Below are 24,566 nucleotides of genomic sequence, written 5' to 3'. Positions count from 1 at the left end.
ACCCAAACATTATTCCTATTTTCATACTTAATATAATGCCTATGAAAGATATCATCAGCCGGTTTAAGATCAGCACCCCTCAAAATTTCTCGTTAGATAAATACGATACCGCAGATTCTGCAGATTACAAAAAAGAAACCGCGGATGAATTACTCGTCGATTTGATTGCAGACACCGCAAAACTGCAAACTGAGTTGTATGCAGCAAACCGCCACTCGCTGCTCATTATTTTCCAGGCGATGGATGCCGCGGGTAAGGATAGCGCTATAGCACACACCATGTCGGGCTTGAACCCGCAGGGGTGCCAGGTGTATAGTTTTAAGCAGCCAACAGCCGAAGATTACGAACACGATTTTTTGTGGCGCCACTATAAAGCCCTGCCCGAGCGTGGCCGCATTGGCATTCACAACCGTTCGCATTACGAGAATGTGTTGGTTACTAAGGTACACCCCGAATTTATCCTGAAAGAGAATATCCCGGGCATTTCCAAAGTAAAAGATATAGGGAAAAAATTTTGGAACCAGCGTTATGAAAGCATCCGCAATTTCGAGGATCATTTACATGCAAACGGAACAATCATTATTAAATTCTTCCTGCATGTGTCAAAAGATGAACAAAAGAAACGCTTTTTAGAACGTATTGCCGACCCTGAAAAAAACTGGAAATTCTCATCAGGCGATATCAAAGAGCGCCAATTGTGGGGCGATTATATGAAAGCCTACGAAACGGCCATTAAAAAAACCAGCACCAATGATAATCCATGGTATGTTGTGCCTGCGGACAAAAAATGGTTTACTCGTATAGCCATTTCAACCATCATCCGGCAAACATTAAAGGATCTGAAACTGGAATATCCCGTTTTGCCGAAAGAGGAAATAGAAAAACTGGAAGAATCGAAGCGGATTTTGGAGAAGGAATAAAACCACCCGTCATTGCGAGGAGCGATAGCGTCGTAGCAATCTTCGATAGAAAAGTAGGCTATTTACCTATCGAAGATTGCCACGCTTCGCTCGCCATAACGCGCGGTTATTTCTTACCAGGGCGTTACACCATAGTCGCTAAAGTAGCCGCCGGTTGGGCCGTCTTTATCAATCATAGCGTACTGTACAATAGGTGCTGCACCTTCTTCTACAGTTTTATACCCCTGGTTGTTGTTAAAGTCGGTTGCGGTATAACCCGGATTTACTGCGTTCACTCTGAAATTTTTTAACTCATAAGCCAAAGCAATGGTATAACCATTCAATGCACTTTTTGATGGCCCATATGCGGCGGTTTTAACATCATAGTGCCTCCAGGTTGGGTCGGTATGCAGGCCAAGCGAGCCAAGGTCAGACGTTACGTTCACTATTCTTGGGTTTGGCGCTTTTTGCATCAGCGGTACAAATGTTTTTGTAACACGGGCAACTCCAAAAACGTTCACCTCATATACCTTTTTAAAGGTTTCAATAGGAGTTTGCAGCACTGGCTGAGGGATACTTCCCGGGATGCCTGCGTTGTTTATCAGCACGTCTAAATAATCAATGCGTTTTGCCAGTTCATCATATGCTTGCAGTACCGATTGATCCTCTACAACATCTATCAATAGCAATTCAACATCATTTAAACCCTCGCTGTGCAGTAGCGATACAGCTTCATTGCCCCTTTCCTTATCGCGGCAGCCTAAAAATACATGGTAGCCGGCATTTGCCAATTGGCGGGCGGTTTCCAGGCCAATACCTTTATTGGCACCGGTAATTAATACGGTCTGTTTTTTCATATAGCAAAGCTACAGCAGCACTAACTTTCTATCACTGCACATAGTAAGGCATTAACTGTACATATCGCGGATTTGCTGGCGAAATGCCATAGGAGTGTTATCGGTAAGGCGTTTAAAGAAACGGTTAAAATAGGCTGCATCTTCAAACCCTAGTTCGTCTGCAACCTGTTTTACCGAAAGGTCGGTATGTAAAAGTTTGCGTTTGGCCTCAACAACCAATCGGTTATGAATATGACTGATTGCCGTTTTACCGCTTTGTTGTTTCACCACATCATTAAGATAACCGGGCGTAATGTTTAGCAGGTTGGCATACGCCGCCACATCATGCAGTTGAGTGTAGTTCTCCCCTATCAATTCCTGAAAGCTTTTTAGCAGGTAATGGTTCTGGGTTATTTTGCTCTCGCCAAATTGCTCGGTATATATCCTGCTAAGATAAATGATGAGTACCCGAAGCCATGATGCAAGCATCTGGTTTTGCCAGGTACTACCTGTTTTATACTCTATGGTCATTTTCCGCATCACATCTTCCAGGTAAATGATCTCATCTGCGCTCAAAACTATCTCATGCGCACCTGCCGGGTTTTGAATAATGGGTAACTGGCGCAGCATGCGGTTTTCTTCCAGCAGCAAAAATTCTTCAGTAAAACCGGCAATGTATCCTTTTATGGGTTTGCTTTCTTCCTTCAAATGAACCTGCTGCGGTACGGTAAAATAGAAATGACCGGGTTTAACGGTGTACGATGTAAAATCTATCCAGTGGCGACTGTCTCCCTCCTCTACAAATGCAAAAAAGTAATAATCCTTACGATGCGGAAGCAGGAAAGCATCTTCTATAATAACATCAACGCCGTTAGCCTCGTGCACCTCTATCATAGTAGGTTTACCACCATCAAGGGTTACTAAAGGATAACTTGGGATGATATGTTTCTCGGGCGCTGTTAAAGCAGGCATATTACTTATAAATCTAACTTTTCATACTGAGCGTGAGCGAAGGCTCTAATATACCACTTACAAGTTGGCGATTAGATGCTTCACTACGTTCAGTATTACAAGGTGGCTGTTTACATCAACTCGCTATCATTCTTTACATGCCATGTTTTATAGGCCATGTAGTACAATAGCAGGGTTGGTATCACATAAAACAGCGCGCCGCCGGTATTTATTGCCGGATAGGCAATAATGATGCTATAGATAAGCAATGCCAGGGCTACCGTGCCACCTACAAAATACAAATAGAAAAACTTACCGGCCATAATTATTTGCTGCTTTTAGATTTTTTCTTTTCGGCTTTGCCGGATACTTTTTTAAATATAGCTGCACCCAGCGGAGGCGTTGTAATACTTATAGAATTATCTTTTCCATGCCAGCTGGTAGCTTCAGATGCTATCGGGTCGAAATTAATCAAACCACTCCCCCAAAATTTCTCCGCATCCGAGTTAAAGATCTCCTGCCAATCGCCTGAGGCAGGTACGCCAATACGGTAATTATAATGAGGTACCGGGGTCATGTTTAATACCACTACCAGATCGTTCTCCCTGTCAACACCTTTACGGGTGTAGGCCAAAACAGAATCGTCAAGATTGCCGGCATCTATCCATTCAAAACCAGTCCACTCAAAAGCCTTTTCATAAAGGGCAGGTTCTGATTTATATAACTGATTAATAGCTTTAACAGCTTCTTTTATCCCCTGGTGACTCATATGTTCCAACAGGTGCCAGTCTAACGATTTCTGGAAGTTCCATTCCGCTACCTGCCCAAACTCGCTGCCCATAAACATCAGCTTAGTGCCCGGGTGTGTATACATAAAACTGTACAGCAAACGCAGGTTGGCAAACTTTTGCCAGTCGTCGCCAGGCATTTTATTCAGCATAGATCCTTTACCATATACCACTTCATCATGCGAGAAAGGCAGCATAAAGTTCTCTGTAAAGGCATACACCATGCTGAATGTTAACTGGTTTTGATGATACTTACGGTGGATCGGATCGTGCGCGAAATAGTCAAGCGTATCGTGCATCCAGCCCATCATCCATTTCATACCAAAGCCCAGGCCGCCGGTAAACACCGGGCGACTAACACCTGTAAACGATGTAGATTCCTCGGCTATGGTTTGCACATCGGGGAAATTACTGTAAACCGTAGCGTTAAATTCCTTCAGGAAGGATATTGCCTCCAAATTTTCGTTACCTCCAAATACGTTTGGTTCCCACTCGCCGTGGTTACGCGAATAATCAAGGTAAAGCATAGATGCAACCGCATCCACACGTAAACCATCAATGTGATATCTGTCTAACCAGAACAAAGCGTTACTTATTAAAAAGGCACGCACCTCGTTGCGGTCGTAATTAAAAATGTATGATTTCCAGTCGGGATGAAAGCCTTTTTGTAAGTCGGCATGCTCATAAAGGTGCGTACCGTCAAAATTATAAAGGCCATGCGCATCGCCCGGGAAATGCGAAGGCACCCAATCCAGTATCACACCGATGCCTGCCTTGTGGAATTGCTCAACAAGATACATCAGGTCCTGCGGGGTACCGTAACGGCATGATGCCGCGAAGAAACCGGTGATCTGGTAACCCCAGCTTGGGTAATACGGATGCTCCATCAAAGGCATAAACTCTACATGTGTAAAGCCCATTTCTTTAACGTAAGGCACCAAAGTTTCGGCAAGTTGCCTGTAGCTTAAAAACTCCTCGGGGCTTTCGGGGCTGCGCGCCCACGAGCCCAGGTGCATCTCATAAACCGAGTATGGTTTGTCTAAAGCGTTATGCTGATAACGATCGGCCATCCACTGTTTATCGTCCCACTCGTAAAAAGTATCGGCCACTATGGATGCGGTACGCGGGGGCAATTCCCAGCGTAGGGCAAACGGGTCGCTTTTCTCCAGGTCTTCACCTGTTGATGATTTGATGTAATATTTATAGGTTTCGCCAACGCCGATGTTTGGGATAAAACCTTCCCATATACCCGAGGCATCCCATCGATAGTTTAAGGAATGCGAACCTTTGTTCCAGCCGTTAAAATTACCTATTACGGCAACATACTGGGCATTTGGTGCCCATACGGCAAAGTAAGTACCTACAACGCCCTTATGCTCAACCACGTGCGAACCCAGCTTCTCGTAAAGCTTAAAGTGCTTACCCGATTTAAACAAGTCGATATCAAAATCGGTAAAACGGCTGTATGGTTCAACGGCTTTCAGGTTATTGGTATTCTCAATAATTTCCAGCGGTTTTGATTTCTTCGGAGTTGTCGTTTTTTTAGCAACAGGCTTTTCAGCCACAGCTTTTTTAGGCGTTGCTTTTTTTACAACAACCGGTGCTTCCTCATCCTTCGGCCAGGTTTCTTTGGCTGTTGCTTTTGGCTTGGTTTCTTTTTTCACCTTTTCGGGTTTTGTTTCCGGTAGTGCAGTATCGGGTTTTAAAGTTTTCTTTGCCATAGTAAGCAGCTGTTGGTACGTATAGGTTAAACTGGTTTCAGGATGTTAATCCCTCATGTATCAAATATATCATTATTGAACATACAATAAAGGCAGATGTTTATTATTAAAGAAATATTTGAGTTTTTAACCACAAAGGGCACAAAGAAAGAACCACAGAGAGCACAGAGCTTTTACTTTTTGAGGTTGAGATATTCTCTCTGTTTCCTCTGCGTAAAAACTCTGTGTACTCTGTGGTTAAAAATGTAAATCCTATTTAAATATCTCTATCTGTTTAAAATTCTTACTGAATTTAAACTCGTAGGTTTTATCAGGGTTGGAATTGATGGTTGCAATTTCTTTACCATCGGCTACAATTTTTGATGGCTTAAACGGCAGGCCGTTAAGTTTAATATGATAGCCTTCATAGCGTGGGGTGTATAAACCTTCCATGCTTTGTTTAATGGTTAGCTTATCGGCATCGCCTTTTACAACAAATTTCTTTTCGAGGTAAATATCCTGCTCGTAAGCAAAAGTTTCGCCGTAATCTTCAAACAGAAACGAGTTTACCTCGTAATCGCTATAGTAGATATTCAGTTTAACTTCTTCTATCTCTTTTTCGCCGGTGTATTGCATAACCGGGTATTCGGGGATAACAGAACCGGCTTTGATAAATATCGGCATAACATCCAGCGGGGTTTGCACTACAACTTCTTTGCCCCCGTCTACCATCTCCAGTGTCCAGAAATCGTACCATGTGCCTTTTGGCAGGTAAACCTTACGGCTTTTCTGGCCGGGCTCAAGCACCGGGCAAATCAATATTTTATCGCCATAAGTAAACTCATCCTGGCGGAAATGGTTAGAAACCTCGTGCTGCTCATGCATTACAACAGGCCTCAATATTGGGAAACCATAACGGTGATGCTCCCAAAAAGCCGAGTACAGATACGGTATCAACCGGTAACGCAGCTCAATAAATTTACGGTTAATGGAAGTAAATGGCTCGCCAAAGCTCCATGGTTCGCGCTCTTTGGTATCACCGGCAGAGTGCGCACGCATAAACGGCGAAAAAGTCCCCATCTGGATCCAGCGGGTAAACAGTTCGCCATCAGGCTCGCCGCTGAAACCGCCGATATCTGTTCCGCAGAAAGAGATACCTGAAACAGATAGACGTTGCAACTGGATGTTACCCAGTTTTAAATGCTCCCATGAAGCTACGTTATCCCCCGTCCAAACAGACGAGTAACGTTGAACGCCTGAGTAACCCGCACGTGTGATAGTGAACGGGCGCTTATTTTTCATTTGCTTGCGCAAACCTTCGTACGTAGCGCGTACCATTTGCATACCGTAAACATTGTGCGCCTTGCGGTGCGACCCACGGTAGCCATCGTATTGGTGGCGTACGTCATCGGGGAAAGTGCCCGAGCCAAAAACGGCAGGCTCGTTCATATCGTTCCAAACGCCGGCAACACCTACTTCAACCAGTTCGTCAAAAAGGTCGCCCCACCAGGCGCGTACCTCGGGGTTTGTAAAATCAGGGAACTGGCAGCGGCCCGGCCATACATGGCCTTCCATAAAGTAATCGTCGCAACGGCGGCAAAAATATTTTTTCTCTTTACCCTCTTTAAATACCGAGTAGTTATCATCCACACGGATGCCCGGGTCAATGATCACCACGGTTTTAAAACCACTGGCGGCCAGGTCGGCAATCATTTTTTTAGGGTTAGGGAAATATTTGGGGCTCCATGTAAAACAACGGTAGCCATCCATGTAATCAATATCCAGGTAAATACCATCGCAAGGGATCCTGTTCTGGCGGAAACCATTGGCAATAACCCTTACTTTATTTTCGGGGTAATAACTCCAGCGGCATTGGTGGTAGCCCAGCGCCCAAAGCGGCGGCATAGGGTGCGTGCCGGTTAACAGGTGGTAATTCTTCACCACATCCATCATATGCGGGCCGTGGATGTAATAATATTGCAGTTCGCCCCCATCAGCCCAAAAACTGGTTTTTGTAGGGTCTTCACCACCAAAATCAAAGTGGGCTTTAAATGTATTATCAAAGAATATCCCGTGGGCAATGCCATCGCTTACGCTGATGTAAAACGGAATAGAACGGTAAAGCGGGTCCTGGTTAAAACCGAATGAATAAGCATCGGTGTTCCAGTTTTTTAACCGCTTACCACGCAGGTTAAATTCGGTGGCTTTATCGCCCAAACCAAAAAAGCTTTCCTGCTCTTCGCATGTTTTGGTGCAAAATACGTAGTAACCACCAAATTGAGTATTTTCTTCCCAGTGCATCGGTACCGCATCAGCACTGGTTACATGGTCATTTTTATCCGAGAAAGAGATAAAGAAATCCTGCTTACGGATGTGGCAGTTAATAGCCGGTGTAGTTACACGGAACTCATTCTCGTTCTCCAATAGTGTAAACTCAACTGGGGTTTGCGGTAATTTAGGCACCGCGTATGAAAACTCTTCCAGGAAAACGCTGTGTGGCGCTAAACGCACACGGATTATCTCGTTAGTAACTATCAAAACCTCTACTTTGGCATCGCCATCAGTAAAGAATATCTTATTGCCAAGCTGTTCGGCATGATTGGGTATGCCCAGGTATTTTTTTACGATGGGTTTAATGCCATCGGCCGGGTTATTTAAGTGGTGAAATTCTTCATCCTCAACTAACATCTCCTCCACCTGCAGCAATTTTGCTGTTATCAGTTCCGGGTTGGGGTCAGGTATATTTTCTGCCATATTAAAATTCAAATTCAATTTGTGCTGAGTGGCCAAAGCGCAATAAACACAAATTATTACATCAGCTAATTTATTGGTAACAGCTAATAAACGATTATTTCCTGAATTTTCAAGCCATAATTACGCCAAAACTCAACTTTTGGCAGCTATATACCATTTTTAAGAATATTGTAATAACTTAGGGCAAACTATCCTAACAATTGCAAAATGAATAATTATTTTATCACCCAGCCACCTTATTCAAACAGCAAAAAAAAATTCGTATCACTTATAAACTTTATAAATAAAGGATTACGTTTTGTGGACCTGGGCTACCAGGTACAGCAGCTTGATACGCGTGTTGATATGAACACCGTTGAGCAACGAATAAACTATTACCACCTGTTAACCAACATTATAACCAGCAACGTACCGGGCGATGTGATAGAATTAGGTACATTCACCGGCCAATGTGCCGCGCTTTTTGAAAAGATCATAGAAGTGAACGGCTCTGATAAAAAGCTTCATGTGTATGACAGCTTTGGAGTCTCGTTTAAATTCAAGGGTGATATTGAAGAAAAGCTAAAAGAGAATTTTATTACTGCCGGCCTAAAAGCACCTGTGATACATAAGGGGAATTTTTTTGACACTTTGCCGTCAGAATTACCCGAAAAACTTTCCTTTATCCATATAGATTGTGGTTTTGGTGGCGACCCGTTAGAGCACAAAAAAGTAATGATGCATTGCCTTGAAAGTGTTTACCCGCGCATGGCTACAGGCGCCATATGCATCATGATGGATTATAACGACCCGGCAGAAAACGGCATAGCCCCAAATGTAGCCCCCGGTGTAAAACTTGCCTGTGACGAATTCCTTGCCGGCAAGCCCGAAACCATAATGGCTTTATACGGCAACACCTATCTGCATGCGTATTTCCGTAAGGTTTAATACTATAGTGTTAACATTAAAGCATTACTCGCCCCTATAACAACCGGCATGCCGGCATCAATATCAACCGTATTAAAGGTAGCGCCTGTTAACATATCTGTAAAAACAGCAGGGCCACTAAGGTTAAACTGCGCAAGCAATTCTACCGGTATTTTAATATTGATGGCACGTTCGGCACGGTTAAAGTTGGCTATTACCAACACCTTTTGGTTGCCAGTATAACGCAGGTAAATGTAAAGCATGGTATCAAACCCGGGCTGGTACTCGTTGGCTATCATCAGTTCGTAAAACCCGCCCTGGCTTAAAGCCTCGTTATCTTTCACCAAATTCAACAACTTGCCATAAAAATTACGCAGTTCTTTTTGTGCCGATGAAAGATTTGCACCATCAAAAACGCCGTTGTTCATCCATTGCTGATGTGCGGGTACGCCCCAATAATCAAATATGGTGGTACGGCCGTCATCGCCGCTAAAACCCATTTCGCCTTCTGCAGGTTCGCCTACCTCCTGCCCCGAATATATCATTACCGGGCCGGTTGCCAGTGTTGCGCTAACAATCATCCCCGGTATGGCCAGTGCGGCATCGCCTGCAAAAAAGCGGCTGGCTACGCGCTGTTCATCGTGATTCTCCATAAAACGCAGCATATGCTCGTCGATGCCGCGGCAATGATTGTTCCATACGGCGTTTATTTCCCAGGTAGACGCGCCGGGCTCGTTACAGGTTAGCCTGCGGATGGCATCATAAAGCCCTACCTTATCGTACAGGTAATCGAACCCACCATTGTGGATATAGTTGTAGTACTGGTTTTTATCGTAAGCTTCGCCGATGAATATCATATCGGGGTAAGCGGCTTTAATTTTAGGGATAAGCCATGCCCAAAATTCAACCGGCACCATCTCTATCATATCGCAACGGAACCCATCTACCCCCATTTGCGCCCAATAGGTTAAAATATGGAACATTTTATGCCAAAGCGGTGGGATATGATCAAAATACGATTTCTTACCATCCAAATAGTAAACCCCATAATTCAGTTTAATGGTCTCAAACCAGTCGTTTATGGTAGGTGCGGGATTAAATACGTCATTACCGGTAGCTTTTGCGGGAAACTCATCAAACTTACCATCCTTTAATGGCGATGTAAATTCATCGCCGCCGGGATTATAACCGCCCGGCACAATAAACGGCTGCCCCGGGATGTAATAAAAATCGTTATCGGGCGAAAAGTTCATGGTACTATCATCGTCCTCGCCAAAATCGCGCACGCCGTCGGGCTTTACATCCGAAGCATAGGTACGGGCAACGTGATTAGGCACAAAATCGATGATCACCTTCATTTTAGCCCGGTGTGTACGGCCAACCAATTCTTTAAACTCCGAGATGCGAAACTCCGGGTCAACCGCCAGGTCGGTAGCGATATCGTAATAATCTTTGATGGCATATGGTGAGCCGGCGCGACCTTTTACTACATCAGGGTCGTCTACTTTAATGCCGTGGGCGGAATGATCCGTCATGGTGGCGTGCTCTATCACACCCGTGTACCAAACATGTGTAAAACCCATTGCTTTAATTTCGGCAAGGGCTTTATGGGTGATATCATTCAGCTTACCCACGCCGTTCTCTTCTACCGAGCCGTAGAACTTGTTTGTAGTATTTTTATTGCCAAATAAGCGTGGCAATAGCTGGTATATAGTTAATTTATGATTGGGCATTTAGTTGATTTATATTTGTCATTCACCGCCAGGTCAAGCGTCTGCGCTTGACTTTAATGCATTTACAGCTTCCACGCTGCCGAGTTCTCGTGAGCGTGGAAGCTCATATCATCTATCATCCAAGCGTGGACGCTTGAACGGGCATTAGTTTTTCTGAATTTGATTTTATAAGAGTATCGGTTCCGTAGATCTTTATGGTGATCTCTGTATCGGACAGATTCTTAATTGTTACCCCCTCTTTGTTTATCCTAATATTCAACAATGTTCCCCTAAACCCGATCTGAAATGACAATGCCCTCCATTCTGCAGGCAATAATGGATTGAACGATAACACCCCATCTTTTACCCGCATCCCGCCAAAACTTTCCACTACGGCCATCCACGTACCAGCCATAGAAGTGATATGGCACCCATCATCAGTATCGTTATTATAATCGTCTATATCCAATCTTGAGGTCCGCAGGTAAAACTGGTAGGCGCGCTCAACATCGCCCAGCTTAGCGGCTAATATGGCGTGTACGCAGGGCGATAGTGACGACTCATGCACCGTCCTCGGTTCATAAAAGTCATAATTCCTGCGGATGGTATCGATATCGTAATTATCCTCGAAGAAATATAGTCCCTGCAACACATCTGCCTGTTTGATAAATACAGAGCGCAATATCCTGTCCCAGCTCCATTTTTGCACCAGCGGGCGCTCGGTAGCAGGCAGGTCTTTTACCAATATCTGTTCTTTATCCAGATAGCCATCCTGCTGCAAAAAGATCCCAAGCTTATCATCATGTGCGAAATACATTTTGCCAATGATATCCGCGAATTTCTCGCACTCCTGTTCTTCACGGAAACTGATTTTATTAACCAGATCGTTGTATTTAGTCTGATTGGCTTGTTTTACTTTGCCAATAGCTTCGATGGTATATTTTAAACACCAAACCGCGATGGTACTGGTATACCAGTTGTTGTTCACGTTGTTCTCGTATTCGTTTGGCCCGGTAACACCCAGCATCACATACTGCTGCCGCTCTGCCGACCAGGTGATCCTTTGCGCCCAAAAGCGGGAAATGGCAATCAGCACTTCCAAACCATAGTCGGTAAGGTAAGTTTCGTCACCTGTATAACGCACATAGTTAAATATAGCAAAAGCAATAGCCCCGTTGCGGTGGATCTCCTCGAAGGTGATCTCCCACTCGTTATGGCATTCGGTGCCATCCATGGTAACCATGGGGTATAGTGCCGCGCCATCTTTAAAGCCCAGTAGTTTGGCGTTATCAATAGCTTTACTCAATTGCTTATAGCGGTATAACAGCAGGTTACGCGCAACCTTTTGATCTGCCGTTGCCAGGTAGAATGGTACGCAATAAGCCTCGGTATCCCAATAGGTAGAGCCGCCGTACTTTTCGCCGGTAAAGCCTTTGGGGCCAATGTTCAGGCGATCATCCTCGCCGGTATAGGTTTGGTTTAGCTGGAAGATATTGAAACGAATACCCTGTTGCGCGGCGGCATCACCTTCTATGATAATATCGTTGTGCTTCCATTTTTCGGCCCAGGCAGCGGCTTGTTCGGCCAATAGAGTATCGAAGCCTTTGGAGGCAATCACTGTTAGTACATCTGCCGATAAACTTGCCAGTTCAGCAGCCGGGTGGTTTTGCGAAGACAGGTTTGCGGCATACTTGGTCAGCGTAATACATTGGCCTTGCTTAGCCTGTAACTTTACTTCCGCTGCTATATATTTTTCCTTTTGGATGGGATTTGATTGAACGCTGACCGGCTTACCATCCTGCTCAATACTAAACTTCATCGCCGTAGCAACCTCAAAGCCTGTTTTTTTGGTACGTAACTGTACGTAGCCCTTATCGGTATCAATCGCTTTGTTTACCTCATCCCAAAACTTTTCATCGTAGTTGGAGTCTTTATTTACGATATCGCCATCAATGAACGGGGTGAGCGTTATCTCACCTTCAAAATTCAGCGGAATAAGGGTATATTTTATAGCGCCGCATTCATCATCAACCATACTGCAAAAGCGGAAGCTCTCTACTTTCACCTCTTTACCTGAAGCTGTTTTAGCTGTAAAATTTCTTTTAAGGTAGCCTTCTTGCATATTCAGCTCCCGGCGGAAGGATAACACCTCGCATTTAGCCAGATCGAGCTGTTCATCGCCTATCCAAACATCAATACCTATCCAGTTGGCGGCATTAAGCACTTTGGCAAAGTATTCGGGGTAGCCGTTCTTCCACCAGCCCACACGGGTTTTATCGGGATAATAAACACCGGCCACATAATTGCCTTGCAGGGTTTCGCCGCTATAGGCTTCCTCAAAGTTGGCGCGCTGCCCCATACGGCCATTGCCCAGGCTAAAAACGCTTTCGGCTACTTTGTTATAATGCGGGTCGAAACCCTCTTCGATGATCTTCCACTCGTCAACCTTAAAATATTGTTTCATTGCTATATGGGTACATTGTTAGCGGGCAATAGTTTTGGCTAAAATAAGAGAAACATTGATTAGTAGGTGTAGAAATTACATAGCAAACATTTTACTCCCCCCTTCATCGGTACACTGCGCGCAAAGCAAAGCGGGGGTGAGTAACACTTGCATCTTCGGCGCATAACTTTTACCTTGCGTTACCTACGCATGAAAAACAAGATCTTAATAATCGGGGCTGGTACAGCCGGTTTAATGGCTGCGCGCACCCTCAGCAAAGCCGGCAAACAGGTTACCGTATTAGAAGCCCGCAACCGAATGGGCGGCCGTATCCATACTTTAAGTGATGAATTCTTTTTTAAGGATACCGAGCTGGGTGCCGAATTTGTACACGGCGACCTGCCTGTTACGCTCAATCTTTTAAAAGAAGCCGGTATAGGTTACCGCAGCGCCAATGCCGAAATGTGGCGTTATGAGAAGGGTGAGTTTAAGGAGAACAGCATGGTAATAGAAGATTGGGACCTGCTCCTTAAAAAACTAAACGAACTGGAACAAGACACTAACGTATGGGATTTTATAGAGCAGGAATTCCCCGGGGATAAATATGCGGAACTGCGAAGTTCGGTGTGGAGTTATGTATCCGGCTATGACACTGCCGACCCGCGCAACGCAAGCGCTTTTGCCTTGCGTAACGAATGGCAGCACGAAGAAATGGACGCCCAGCACCGGGTAGATGGCGGTTATTGCAGTATGATAAATTACCTGGCCGGTGAGTGTAAAGCCAGCAGCGGCGAGATATTCCTGAATGCAGTGGTACAAGAAATAGAATGGAAAAAAGGAAATGTAAAAGTTACTACCGCTGATGGCTTTGTTTCCGAAGCCGGGCAGTTATTAATAGCTACCCCATTAGGTGTATTACAGGCCACAAAAGGCGAGACCGGTGCTATAGTTTTTACGCCTGAAATACCCAAACATGCCGAAGCTATACAGCAAATGGGCTTTGGCGCAGTTATAAAGTTATTATTTGAGTTTGACAGCGCTTTTTGGCTGGATAAGCAAAGCCATGAAATAGCCGGCATAAACGTTGATAAAATGGGTTACCTGTTTAGTGATGAGGAGATCCCTACCTGGTGGACGCAGGTGCCCGACCAATCCACCGTGCTTACCGGCTGGATAGGCGGCCCGGCCGCGGCGGATAAAACCACTACACCAAATACCGATGTTTTGGAGCAAGGCCTGCAATCGTTAGCTCATATTTTCAAGATAGATTTTGAAGCGCTGAAAGGCAAACTCATTGCCTACCGCATCATGAACTGGACGGCCGACCCATTTACCCGTGGGTCTTACGCTTACGATACTGTTGAAGCGCCCGGGGCTCGTAAGGTATTAAACACGCCCGTTGAGGACACGCTGTTTTTTGCAGGCGAATATCTATATGATGGCACGGCCATGGGCACGGTAGAAGCGGCACTAACCAGCGGCCTTGAGGTGGCCAGTAAGATGCTAAAACATTAAACTTATTACTGGTTTGTTCCATTCTGAAATGGAACAAACGGAACACTAATAACTTATTGATAATAAACATATTAATACTGACAGGATTTTGTCAGTAGCTCAACAAATACTTTGCAATATTTTTCTAATAAACTCATATACACCTATTTATTAAAATACAATTTTGTCTCGCTCTTTTGAAAAAATGGAACAAAATTGCATCCGGAAATATTAGAATATTTTGACCTTTTTTCGACCTTGTTTCGGCCTTTTTAGGATATATCATAAACTTTCAGGCAACACAGGCACTTTAACTAAGAGTCTGATTCATATACACTTAAAAATTAAGGCTTGTTCCATTTTTTTAATAATGGAACAAAATGGGACACCATTTCGCTACTTGCTTAAAGATTATTGGTAACAACAGCATAAATGCGACAGCGCTTTAAAGAGGGTGTAAAAAGGGTCATAAAAAGGCTAAAAAAACTTATGCTCAATAAAGGTTGTTCATTAACTTTCGTTAACTTTTAACCTATCACATTTTATGCAACCCTTTATCGAATTAATTCCGGCTTCAAAATCACCTGCACCACCTGCAGGCACAAGACCCGGTTGGGCATCAGGTCCAGAAACATTTGATCAGCGTGAGGCAACCCCGGTGTTGATCTGGGGAGGCTATATGTACTGGACATTTGAATACCTGGATAATCGTTTTGCTTTCACAATCGCAGTTTGCGATTACAGCGGCAACATCATAAAACAATGGGAAAAACAAGGCCCGCGCTATATATGGGACGTCGCCTTACAGCGTGACGAAAAAGCCTTAACCTTTTGGGGACAAGGCAACGAAAAGCTAACTGTTAAACTGGATGAATTGTGTATTAACGAGATGCAATATTACAGCCTTTACCCACCCCCTGCTGTAAGTTTAATCCCGGTTTCGCAAGCCCCGGCCATACCTGCCGGTTTATACAGCACCTGGCAACTTGAGTCGAATGAAACGGCCCAAAGGCTGGGAGTGCCGGTGCTGGCCTGGGGAAATTACACCTACAGGGTTTATGAGCATCCGGATAACCGCCTTGCCTTTGCCATTATAGCTTTTAATAAGGATGGAAAAATTGTAACAGACTGGGAAATAAAAGGCGTACGCTACATCACTGATATCACTGTAGATGTGCCAAACAAACGTGTTAATTTTACGGGGCAGGGCAACAAAACAATACCCCTTCCCTGGGATGATCTGAATGTTGGAGAGCCTGACCTGAATGGTGCCGCCTCCGACAAATTTGCGAACATGGAAATAAAGGAAATGCCTGTATCGGCCGCTCCATTCCTGCCCGCTGAGCTAAAAACCGGATGGACAACAGGGCCTAATTCGCATACAGAAAGTAAGCAATACTTGGTTTTGCTTTTTCATGATTATACTTATTGGGCCTTTGATTACAAGAATAACGATAATAGTATAGGCATTGTAGCTTATAACAACGAAGGAAACCTTGTTAAACAATGGAGAAAGCCCGGCACACGTTATCTGTGGTCAATTACATTAGACCCAAGGCGAAAAACGGTTACATTTTGGGGCCAGGCAAATCAAACAGTGGTAATGGGCTGGGATGAGCTGAAGGTGAATTAATTTCCTAAACGCGCCGGGTCAATTGAAACGGCCATTTTTCGCCCTTGTTGGTGTTGTCATCAACAAGCCGCTATGCTTATTTGCTACCTTGCTTAAAGGTTGTTGGTGACAACACCAACAACGGCAGGAATTAATTCCCTAAACGCGCCGGGTCAATTGAAACGGCCATTTCACCCTTGTTGGTGTTGTCACCAACAAGCCGCCACGCTTATTTGCTACCTTGCTTAAAGGTTGTTGGTGACAACACCAACAACGGCAGGAAAAAGCGACAAAATGAGGGCAAATCACGACAACGGCGACGTTCAATCTATAGGATTTGTCAAACGTTTAAGTCGGCGTTCGTTATTGTTCCAAATCAGTAAATTGATAAGTGCGCCAGATAAAAATCCTATTATGTAATATTTTAACATGAAATATAACATATCAGAAAATTCTTCGAATTGCCTTCCTTCCGGTTTTGCTTTAGGGAACATGAAGAATGATACTAAAATAAATAAGCCCGAACCTAAAATTAAACCACCGTTAAAGAAGATATATTTGGCAAACCCGTTCGCTTTCATTTCCTCCCATTTCTTCACAAATTCAATATTCAGTATATCCAGGCGGATCAGCCCTTTTCTTTTAAGTTCTTCGGCATATTTTATTTCAGCAATAGCTTCGTCATAAAACCTTAAGGAGTTAAGCGATGCTACCACTACTCCGAACAATATAAAACCTTTGTTAGCTATAAACGAGCCGTAAAAATTATGGTAGAAAATCAAACTGTGAACTACAAGAAGCACAGTGATTAATATAATTAAATATGCGATATACAGGATAGTAGCTTTGGTTTTGCCAAAGCTTATCATCCATTCTTTAAAGCTTTCATTTTTTATAAGGTGGTTCATGGTGTTTGGCCGGCCAATAAATACAGCACCGCCATACGTATAGCTACGCCATTTTCCACCTGGTCAAGAATGATCGACTGTTTGCTGTCGGCTACGTCGCTGGTTATTTCAACGCCTCGGTTTATGGGGCCGGGGTGCATAACGGTGATCTCTTTGTTGAGTGAGTCCAGGATCTGTTTGTTGAGGCCAAACATCATGGTGTATTCGCGCAGGGATGGGAAATATTTAATGTCCTGGCGCTCCAGCTGAATGCGCAGCATATTGGCTACATCGCACCAGTTAAGGGCTTTTATCAGGTTGTGCTCAACTTTAACACCAAGCGAGCCAATATATTTGGGGATAAGTGTTGTAGGGCCGCAAACCATCACCTCGGCGCCCAATTGTTTAAGGCAAAGAATGTTTGACAGCGCTACGCGCGAGTGCAGGATATCTCCTACTATCACCACCTTTTTACCGGCAACATCGCCATAACGTTCACGGATAGAGAACGCATCAAGCAGCGCCTGTGTAGGGTGCTCGTGTGCGCCATCACCGGCGTTCACTATTTGGGCCTTTACATGTTTGGATAGGAAAATGCCCGCACCCGCATAAGGATGGCGCATTACAACCATATCCACCTTCATGGCCAGTATATTGTTTACAGTATCTATCAGGGTTTCGCCTTTGCTTACCGATGATGATGATGCCGCAAAGTTCAGCACATCGGCAGAAAGCCTTCTTTCGGCCAGTTCAAATGAAAGCCGTGTACGGGTAGAGTTTTCAAAAAAGATATTGGCAATGGTTACATCGCGCAGCGATGGTACCTTCTTGATCGGCCTGTTCAGCACCGTTTTAAAATTATCGGCGGTTTCAAATATCAGTTCGATATCTGAGCGGTTCAAATCTTTAATTCCTAATAGGTGCCTTGTACTTAATGCCATTCGTTTTTATTTCGGATATCGGATTTATTTATTTTCTATTTGCCTGTTCGTTACCTGCTATCGTGAGATTGCTTCGTTCCTCGCAATGACGCTTGGTTACTTTGCCTCTGATACTAAAACAATCCTGTCTTCGCCATCGGTTTCCTTCCAGCTTACCACTACTTTTTGCGATGCGATAGAATCAACCTCTATCCCCACATAATCTGCCGATACGGGAATATGGCGTGAATAGCGGCGATCAACCAGTGCAAGCAGCTCCACTTTCTCGGGCCTTCCAAATGCCTGCATGGCATCCATAGCGGCGCGGATGGTGCGGCCTGTCCACAGCACATCGTCCATCATAATTACCTTCTTACCTTCAATAATAAAATCTATTTTGGTTTGGTTAGGCACCAGTGGCGAGCCCTGGCGGCGAAAATCGTCGCGGTAAAAGGTGATATCCAGGTCGCCCTGTTCTATTTTACTTTCCGGTAGTATCTTTCTTAATTCTTCGGCTACGCGTTTAGCCAGGTAAATGCCGCGTGGCTGTATGCCAATTAAAACAGAGCCTGAAAAATCGTTATGATTTTCAATTAATTGACGACATAAACGCTGAATTGTTATTTGAAATTTTTGACCGTCGAGCAGCGTTAAGTTTTGCATCGTAAGGGTGGATTTGGGCAAAGGTAATTTTTTTTGGCGATTTGTAGAATAGCGAATACACATTAGTTGAAAATGAAAGGTCAATTTATTAAATTTAACACTCCTTGTAACCTTATAATATGCGCTACAAAAAAACCTCTCTCCGCCTTTTCTCTATTATTAACTGCTATATCCTCATGATGATGTTGTGGCAGGGTAAAGCTATTGCTCAAAGCAAACCAACGGGGGGTAAAGATATTGTCAGCAAAATAGAGCAGTACCAGGCACGCCTGCCATCAGAAAAGCTGCACCTGGTTTTAGATAAGCCAAACTATTTTGCCGGCGATACATTATGGTTTAAGGTTTACCTGGTAAATGCATCAAACAGGCAGCCATCGCTCATCAGCAATAAGGTTTATGTAGAACTGATAAATGATAGCAGCCGAGTTACCCACAGGCTCCTTATCCCTGTTGTAAATGGTTTAGGTGAGGGCGATTTTAAACTGCCTGCCAACGGACTGAGAGATGGTGGATATACCCTGCGCGCTTATACAAACTGGATGCAAAACTTTGGCGAGGAGCAATTTTTTCATAAACGATTTTATATTGGCGACGACAGCAAAAACAACTGGCTCATCAGCGAGCAGCACTCCGTAAAAACCACGCCCGGTGGCAAAGAAGTTACCCTGGCCGTGCAATTAAACGATACCAAAAACAGCCCGGTGATGTACACGGATGTGCAGCTGCTACTTGTAAATGGGAATAAAACGGTATTTAAAAAGGCCTTCACCACATCAGACCAGGGCACTTTTAAAACCAGTTGGGCCCTCCCTGCAAATGCCGATACCCGTAATTTAAAACTGGTTCTGCAAAACAGCACCGATAAAAAAACCCGGCAAAGCTTCCCCTTTTATCCCGGTGGCGAAACGCAAAACATTGATGTGCAATTTATGCCCGAAGGAGGCAACCTGATTGCAGGGCTGCTTAATAAAATAGCCTTTAAAGCCATCGGCGAGGATGGACTGGGCATAAATGTATCGGGTGTAATTGTTGATAGTAAGAACCGCGAAGTGGGCGGGTTTCAATCGGCACATAACGGTATAGGCAATTTTAGAATGGTGCCTTTAGCCAACGAGGTTTACCGCGCGCAGGTTAAATATGCGGGCAACATTAAAACGATAGCGTTGCCACAGGTAAATGCAAAAGGTATTGGTTTTAGGATCGATAATATATCTAAGGCTGATACCATTAATATTTACATTAGCGCCACTGCCGATATAGCTGCTCAAAACAAAACCTATAGCCTGGTAAGCCAGGCAAAAGATACTATTTACTTTGGCACTGCTTTTAATTTAAATAAAGGCTACTACAACGTAAGCCTCCCCAAAAGCAAGTTTGTTACCGGCATTGTAAACTTTACCGTATTTGATGATGCAGGCACCCCGCTAAATGAACGCAAGGTGTTTATTGACCGGCACGACAGGCTTGCCATTACCCCGGTGACCCATAAACTCACCTACCAGCCCAAAGATAGTGTAGCCATAGCCGTTACCGTGCTTAACCCCGATGGCAGCCCTGCCCGTAACAGTGTTTTTACAGCGGCAGTTACCGACGACGCCCAGGTAAAGACATCTGCCTATGGCAATAATATTTTAAGCAGTATGCTGCTGGCATCCGAACTAAAGGGAAACATTGAAGAACCCGGTTGGTATTTTGCGGGTAATAATGCAGAAACCACCCCGGCGCTGGATGACCTGCTGCTAACACAGGGGTGGACGGGTTTTAACTGGGATAACCTTGCCCACACCATAAAAGAGCCAAGATTTTTACCCGAAACAGGCAATATGCTAAGTGGCAGTTTATACGGTATGTTTAAAAAGCCTATAGACAAGGCCAAGGTAACCTTACTTCTATCAAACAAAGAAACTTTGATGGTAATGGATACCGTAAGCGGTAAAAACGGGCGGTTTGTTTTTGATAATATCCCCTACCTCGATTCGGTGATATATACGGTTAAGGTAAACAATAAAAAGGGCAGTACTTTTGGTGGTGAAGTAGTTGTCGACGAAATAAAACAATCGTCAAAAATGCCTTTATATACCAACCCGCTTATGCCCTGGTTTGTAAATACCGATAATACCCTGCTAAAGTATTACGAGAATAATACAGCCAATAAACAAGCATCAGAAAAAATAGCTTTGGGAGATGTTAAAGGTACACTGCTGGGTGAGGTAAAAGTTAATGCCAAACGCACCACAACGTTAAAAGATGCCAACGGCGATGACATTGATTTTTATGATGCCCTGATAGATGAAAAACAACTCATAAAAGCCGGCCGGCAAAATCTTTACGATTACCTGCTTGCCAACCAAAAAGGTTTTAAGGTGGTAAGCGGATACAGGGGAAACCCTAACAGCAATTTCCTGATGAATGGCAACCCTGTTATATGGTTTATTATAGATGGTATTAACGTAGCAAGGTTTTATACCATAACGGATGTACCGAATAATCATTTTAACTTTCTAAAATCGTACTTAACCGGAATGTTGGCGGCAGATGTAAAGCAAATGGTTGTATACCATTCGTATAGCTGGGTCTTTAAAGATGTTCTTGCTTATTTGGTTATCCAAACCCGCGGGGGGAACGGGCCAGCCACCAGTTCGCCATCGGGCATATACGTTTACCGGCCCGAAACAGCCTATAAAGCAAGGCAGTTTTACAAACCACGCTATACAGTGAACAACACTTACGATAACCAGGTAAACCGCACAACCATACACTGGGAGCCCAGTTTAATAACTGATGAAAATGGTAAAGCAACCCTATCCTTCTACACGGCCGATAAGCCATCGACCTACACTGTAAATTTGGAGGGTACAGATATGCTGGGGCATTTCGGCGTACAAACCCTAAAACTAAAGGTTGATAATAAACCTGTTAATTGAGATAGCCTTTACACATTATCATAACAAAATATCGGGCATAAAAAAAGCCCTTCCGATTGCTCGGAAGGGCTTTGTATGTAAACTTTAAAAGATTAAACTTCTTCAGTCTCTTCAGCTGCAGGAGCTTCAGCTTCTGGTTCAGCTTTTTTAGCAGCAGGAGCAGCAGCTGGCTTTTTAGCAGCTTTGCTTTCTGCACCTTCCATCTGCTCTTTTAACTGAGCAAGAACGCTGAGGTCGCCTAAAGTTGATTTCTCTACTGATTCTTTCACTTTCTTAACCGCATTGTTAGCAGATTTTGCTTCTTTTTTACGGTTTTCGAACTCCTGAACACGAGCATCAGCACGAGCTTCTTCCCATATACGTGAGTGTGAAATTACAATACGTTTGTTCTCTTTGTTAAACTCGATGATTTTGAATTCAGCGGTTTCTTCAGCTTTAACTGATTTACCGTCTTCCCTTACCAGGTGTTTAGTTGGGCAGAAGCCTTCAACACCGTAAGGTAAAGCTACGATAGCACCTTTATCAGTTACTTTTAACACGGTACCTTCATGTATTGAATCAATAGTGAAGATGGTTTCAAAAGTATCCCAAGGGTTTTCTTCAAGCTGTTTGTGGCCTAAGCTTAATTTACGGTTATCGATATCAAGCTCCAGAACTACTACGTCTAATTTTTCGCCAACCTTAGTAAATTCGTTAGGGTGGTTTACTTTTTTAGACCATGATAGGTCAGAGATGTGGATAAGGCCGTCAATTCCGTCTTCCAATTCAACAAACACACCAAAGTTGGTCATGTTTTTAACTGTAGCAAGGTGCTGAGTACCAATGGCGTATTTCTCGCCTGCGTTTTGCCATGGGTCAGGAGTCAATTGTTTGATACCTAAACTCATTTTACGCTCGTCGCGATCTAAGGTTAATACCTGAGCTTCAACTTCGTCGCCAACTTTCAAGAACTCCTGAGGGTTACGCAGGTTTTGAGACCATGACATTTCTGACACGTGGATCAAACCTTCAACACCCGGGATAATTTCTAAGAACGCGCCGTAATCAGCAACAGTTACAATTTTACCTTTAACCTTTGAACCGATCTGTAGATTTTCATCTAATGACTGCCAAGGGTGTGGAGTTAATTGTTTTAAACCTAAAGCGATACGTTTTTTCTCGTCATCAAAATCCAGAACAACAACGTTGATCTTCTGATCCAATGCAAGAACTTCTCTTGGATGCTCGATACGGCCCCAAGATATATCTGTAATGTGAAGTAAACCGTCAACACCACCAAGGTCAATAAATACACCAAAGTCGGTAATGTTTTTAACGGTACCTTCCAATACCTGGCCTTTTTCAAGTTTGGCCACAATTTCGGTTTTTTGGTTTTCCAAATCGTCTTCGATAAGCACTTTGTGCGATACCACAACGTTTTTAAACTCGTGGTTTATCTTAACAACTTTAAATTCCATTGTTTTACCAACGTACACATCGTAATCACGGATTGGTTTGATATCGATCTGTGAACCTGGTAAGAAGGCTTCAACGCCCATAATATCTACAATTAAACCACCTTTAGTACGGCTTTTTACAAAACCGGTGATGATCTCATCGTTATCCAGAGCCGAATTAATGCGCTCCCATGATTTTTGAGTTTTTGCACGTTTACGAGATAATACTAACTGACCGTTAGCATCTTCCTGTGATTCTACAAATACTTCAACTGTGTCACCAACTTTAAGGTCTGGTGTATCACGGAACTCAGAAACAGATACTAAACCGTCAGATTTAAACCCGATGTTTAATACCACATCTTTGTTATTGATGTTTACAACAGTACCGGTGATGATTTCGCCTTTAGTGATAGAGCTGAATGTTCCATCATAAAGTTTCTCTAATTGCTCACGGTCGCTATCGCTGTAGTTACCAAATTTCTTGTCATCAGCATCCCAGTCAAAATCCTGATCTGGTTGTGGTGCTGCTGCAATTTGTGACTTGATGTCTTCAATTGATATTGAATCAGCCTCTGATTCAATTGTTTCTTTCTCAGCAGTTGCCGTAACTGTATCCAGTTCAGCTTGCTTCGCTTTTAATTCTTTTTCTGCTTCTTGTTTTTTTGCCATTAATAAATTTTACTCCTTTTTCCCAACACTTAATTGGGACTGCAAAGGTACGGATATAATTTTTATAGATAAAAATATTTTTACTGTTAATTATTGATTTTTAAGCACTTTTATTAAAAAGTTTACGATTTTGAAGTTACTCCGCAGCAGATATGGGTTAAGTGCACTGATTAATTGTACAATAGCTCATCAAAAAGCAACGATGTTAAGGCTTATTCTTCTGATGAACTAAGCTTTACCCCTATTTCATTGTAGATACTCATGAAATGTGATATCAGCCCCAGCCGGTAATCTAATAACAACACGGTCATTTCGGCTTCCTGTTGCGGGGTAAAAGGGTTGCGCCAAACCCGCATGCAAATGCGTTTTAAAGCGTAGGTTACCTGCTCTATATTAATATAGGTGTTTAAATAGCGGCTGCGTTTAAATTCGGCATGAAACCTGAAGAACACATCGGGGTTCTTCATCCCGGCAAAATCTAAAAACTCGCGGATAACATCGTCGTCGCAAATATCCAAATGGTCGTAAAATTCGCTTACACTTATTTCGTTGGTGGTGATAAGCAGGTTATCCAGTATCAGTTCGATAGCGATATGCCCCAAAAAGAAAGGTTTAACCGGCGATTCGGTAATAACCGGAGTCAGCAGATTTTTGAGGTTGTGTGAATGGGTGAGAAAAAAATCGGCCGAGTGAAAATATTTATCTACCAGCAGGTGTTTATTCCACCCCTGTATAATCGAATTTACGCGGGGATCGGCATGAACCAGATGCTCGGGGTGTAGTACAATGGTTTTATCGGCATTTTTTAAAAGATCGGGCAGTACAGTACCTAAGATAAAGTAGCAGTTGGTGGTATCCCGGTCGAAATAATAATGAGAAAGAAAATTCATAAAAGGCGTTGAAACGTCTGTTTTGAACAAAATACAAAAATCGGGCTAAAGTTTAAAGGGGTTTACAGATATTATAAAA

17 protein-coding genes are annotated in these 24,566 nt (G+C 43.6%); 5 read left to right on the top strand and 12 right to left on the bottom strand.

All coding sequences use genetic code 11. The features are described from left to right. Window positions 1–41 precede the first annotated feature (41 nt). Window positions 42–920: a polyphosphate kinase 2 family protein gene (locus tag WC615_RS09495; RefSeq protein ID WP_372977868.1), complete on the top strand. Its 879-nt coding sequence runs from the start codon at window positions 42–44 to the stop codon at window positions 918–920. Window positions 921–1,033: 113 nt separating this feature from the next. Here the strand turns inward: WC615_RS09495 and WC615_RS09490 are convergent, their stop codons facing one another. The 5 genes from WC615_RS09490 to WC615_RS09470 form a co-directional block, all read right to left on the bottom strand. Continuing rightward, window positions 1,034–1,756 carry an SDR family oxidoreductase gene (locus tag WC615_RS09490; RefSeq protein ID WP_372977867.1) on the bottom strand — a complete coding sequence of 241 codons (723 nt, stop codon included), beginning with the start codon at window positions 1,754–1,756 and terminating at the stop codon, window positions 1,034–1,036. Between the two features lie 51 nt (window positions 1,757–1,807). After that, complete coding sequence (locus WC615_RS09485) at window positions 1,808–2,707, bottom strand: helix-turn-helix domain-containing protein (RefSeq protein ID WP_372977866.1); 900 nt, start codon at window positions 2,705–2,707, stop codon at window positions 1,808–1,810. Window positions 2,708–2,817: 110 nt separating this feature from the next. Next, window positions 2,818–3,009 carry a hypothetical protein gene (locus tag WC615_RS09480; protein WP_372977865.1) on the bottom strand — a complete coding sequence of 64 codons (192 nt, stop codon included), beginning with the start codon at window positions 3,007–3,009 and terminating at the stop codon, window positions 2,818–2,820. Between the two features lie 2 nt (window positions 3,010–3,011). Then, complete coding sequence (gene glgB / locus WC615_RS09475) at window positions 3,012–5,195, bottom strand: 1,4-alpha-glucan branching protein GlgB (RefSeq protein WP_372977864.1); 2,184 nt, start codon at window positions 5,193–5,195, stop codon at window positions 3,012–3,014. A 252-nt stretch (window positions 5,196–5,447) separates the two neighbouring features. Then, window positions 5,448–7,862: a glycoside hydrolase family 31 protein gene (locus tag WC615_RS09470; protein ID WP_372977874.1), complete on the bottom strand. Its 2,415-nt coding sequence runs from the start codon at window positions 7,860–7,862 to the stop codon at window positions 5,448–5,450. A 273-nt stretch (window positions 7,863–8,135) separates the two neighbouring features. Here WC615_RS09470 and WC615_RS09465 point away from each other — a divergent pair, with 273 nt between their 5' ends. Further along, window positions 8,136–8,855, top strand: coding sequence for a TylF/MycF/NovP-related O-methyltransferase (locus tag WC615_RS09465; protein WP_372977863.1), 720 nt, complete (start codon window positions 8,136–8,138; stop codon window positions 8,853–8,855). Between the two features lie 2 nt (window positions 8,856–8,857). Here the strand turns inward: WC615_RS09465 and WC615_RS09460 are convergent, their stop codons facing one another. Together WC615_RS09460 and WC615_RS09455 are read right to left on the bottom strand one after the other, a co-directional pair. Continuing rightward, entirely contained in the window at window positions 8,858–10,567 is a 1,710-nt protein-coding gene (locus tag WC615_RS09460) for an alpha-amylase family glycosyl hydrolase (protein ID WP_372977862.1), read from the bottom strand. A 115-nt stretch (window positions 10,568–10,682) separates the two neighbouring features. Continuing rightward, on the bottom strand, window positions 10,683–13,010 hold the full coding sequence (locus WC615_RS09455) for a glycoside hydrolase family 65 protein (protein ID WP_372977861.1): 2,328 nt from the start codon (window positions 13,008–13,010) through the stop codon (window positions 10,683–10,685). A 189-nt stretch (window positions 13,011–13,199) separates the two neighbouring features. Here WC615_RS09455 and WC615_RS09450 point away from each other — a divergent pair, with 189 nt between their 5' ends. Together WC615_RS09450 and WC615_RS09445 are read left to right on the top strand one after the other, a co-directional pair. Next, the gene (locus WC615_RS09450; protein WP_372977860.1) at window positions 13,200–14,504 is read left to right on the top strand and encodes a flavin monoamine oxidase family protein; all 1,305 of its coding nucleotides are present in this window, start codon (window positions 13,200–13,202) and stop codon (window positions 14,502–14,504) included. Between the two features lie 523 nt (window positions 14,505–15,027). Beyond that, a complete protein-coding gene (locus WC615_RS09445; RefSeq protein ID WP_372977859.1) occupies window positions 15,028–16,116 on the top strand; it encodes a hypothetical protein in 1,089 nt (362 codons plus the stop codon). A 302-nt stretch (window positions 16,117–16,418) separates the two neighbouring features. On the opposite strand, the gene WC615_RS09440 is transcribed toward WC615_RS09445, so the two are convergent. The 3 genes from WC615_RS09440 to pyrR form a co-directional block, all read right to left on the bottom strand. Next, complete coding sequence (locus WC615_RS09440; protein WP_372977858.1) at window positions 16,419–17,003, bottom strand: hypothetical protein; 585 nt, start codon at window positions 17,001–17,003, stop codon at window positions 16,419–16,421. Next, on the bottom strand, window positions 17,000–17,923 hold the full coding sequence (locus WC615_RS09435) for an aspartate carbamoyltransferase catalytic subunit (RefSeq protein WP_372977857.1): 924 nt from the start codon (window positions 17,921–17,923) through the stop codon (window positions 17,000–17,002). Before WC615_RS09435 ends, WC615_RS09440 begins: the two co-directional genes overlap by 4 nt. Before the next feature lie 96 nt (window positions 17,924–18,019). Continuing rightward, window positions 18,020–18,565: a bifunctional pyr operon transcriptional regulator/uracil phosphoribosyltransferase PyrR gene (pyrR, locus tag WC615_RS09430; RefSeq protein ID WP_372977856.1), complete on the bottom strand. Its 546-nt coding sequence runs from the start codon at window positions 18,563–18,565 to the stop codon at window positions 18,020–18,022. Window positions 18,566–18,684: 119 nt separating this feature from the next. Between pyrR and WC615_RS09425 the strand changes: the two genes are divergently transcribed. Further along, window positions 18,685–21,489: a hypothetical protein gene (locus tag WC615_RS09425; RefSeq protein WP_372977855.1), complete on the top strand. Its 2,805-nt coding sequence runs from the start codon at window positions 18,685–18,687 to the stop codon at window positions 21,487–21,489. Window positions 21,490–21,581: 92 nt separating this feature from the next. Here the strand turns inward: WC615_RS09425 and rpsA are convergent, their stop codons facing one another. Both rpsA and WC615_RS09415 read right to left on the bottom strand, forming a co-directional pair. Beyond that, entirely contained in the window at window positions 21,582–23,597 is a 2,016-nt protein-coding gene (gene rpsA, locus WC615_RS09420; protein ID WP_372977854.1) for a 30S ribosomal protein S1, read from the bottom strand. Window positions 23,598–23,809: 212 nt separating this feature from the next. Next, window positions 23,810–24,487 (bottom strand): hypothetical protein, encoded by a 678-nt coding sequence (locus WC615_RS09415; RefSeq protein ID WP_372977853.1) that lies wholly within the window; start codon window positions 24,485–24,487, stop codon window positions 23,810–23,812. Window positions 24,488–24,566 lie beyond the last annotated feature (79 nt).

Source organism: Mucilaginibacter sp. (genome assembly GCF_041663085.1).
GTDB lineage: Bacteria > Bacteroidota > Bacteroidia > Sphingobacteriales > Sphingobacteriaceae > Mucilaginibacter.
This window is presented reverse-complemented; position numbering and strand designations above follow the sequence as displayed.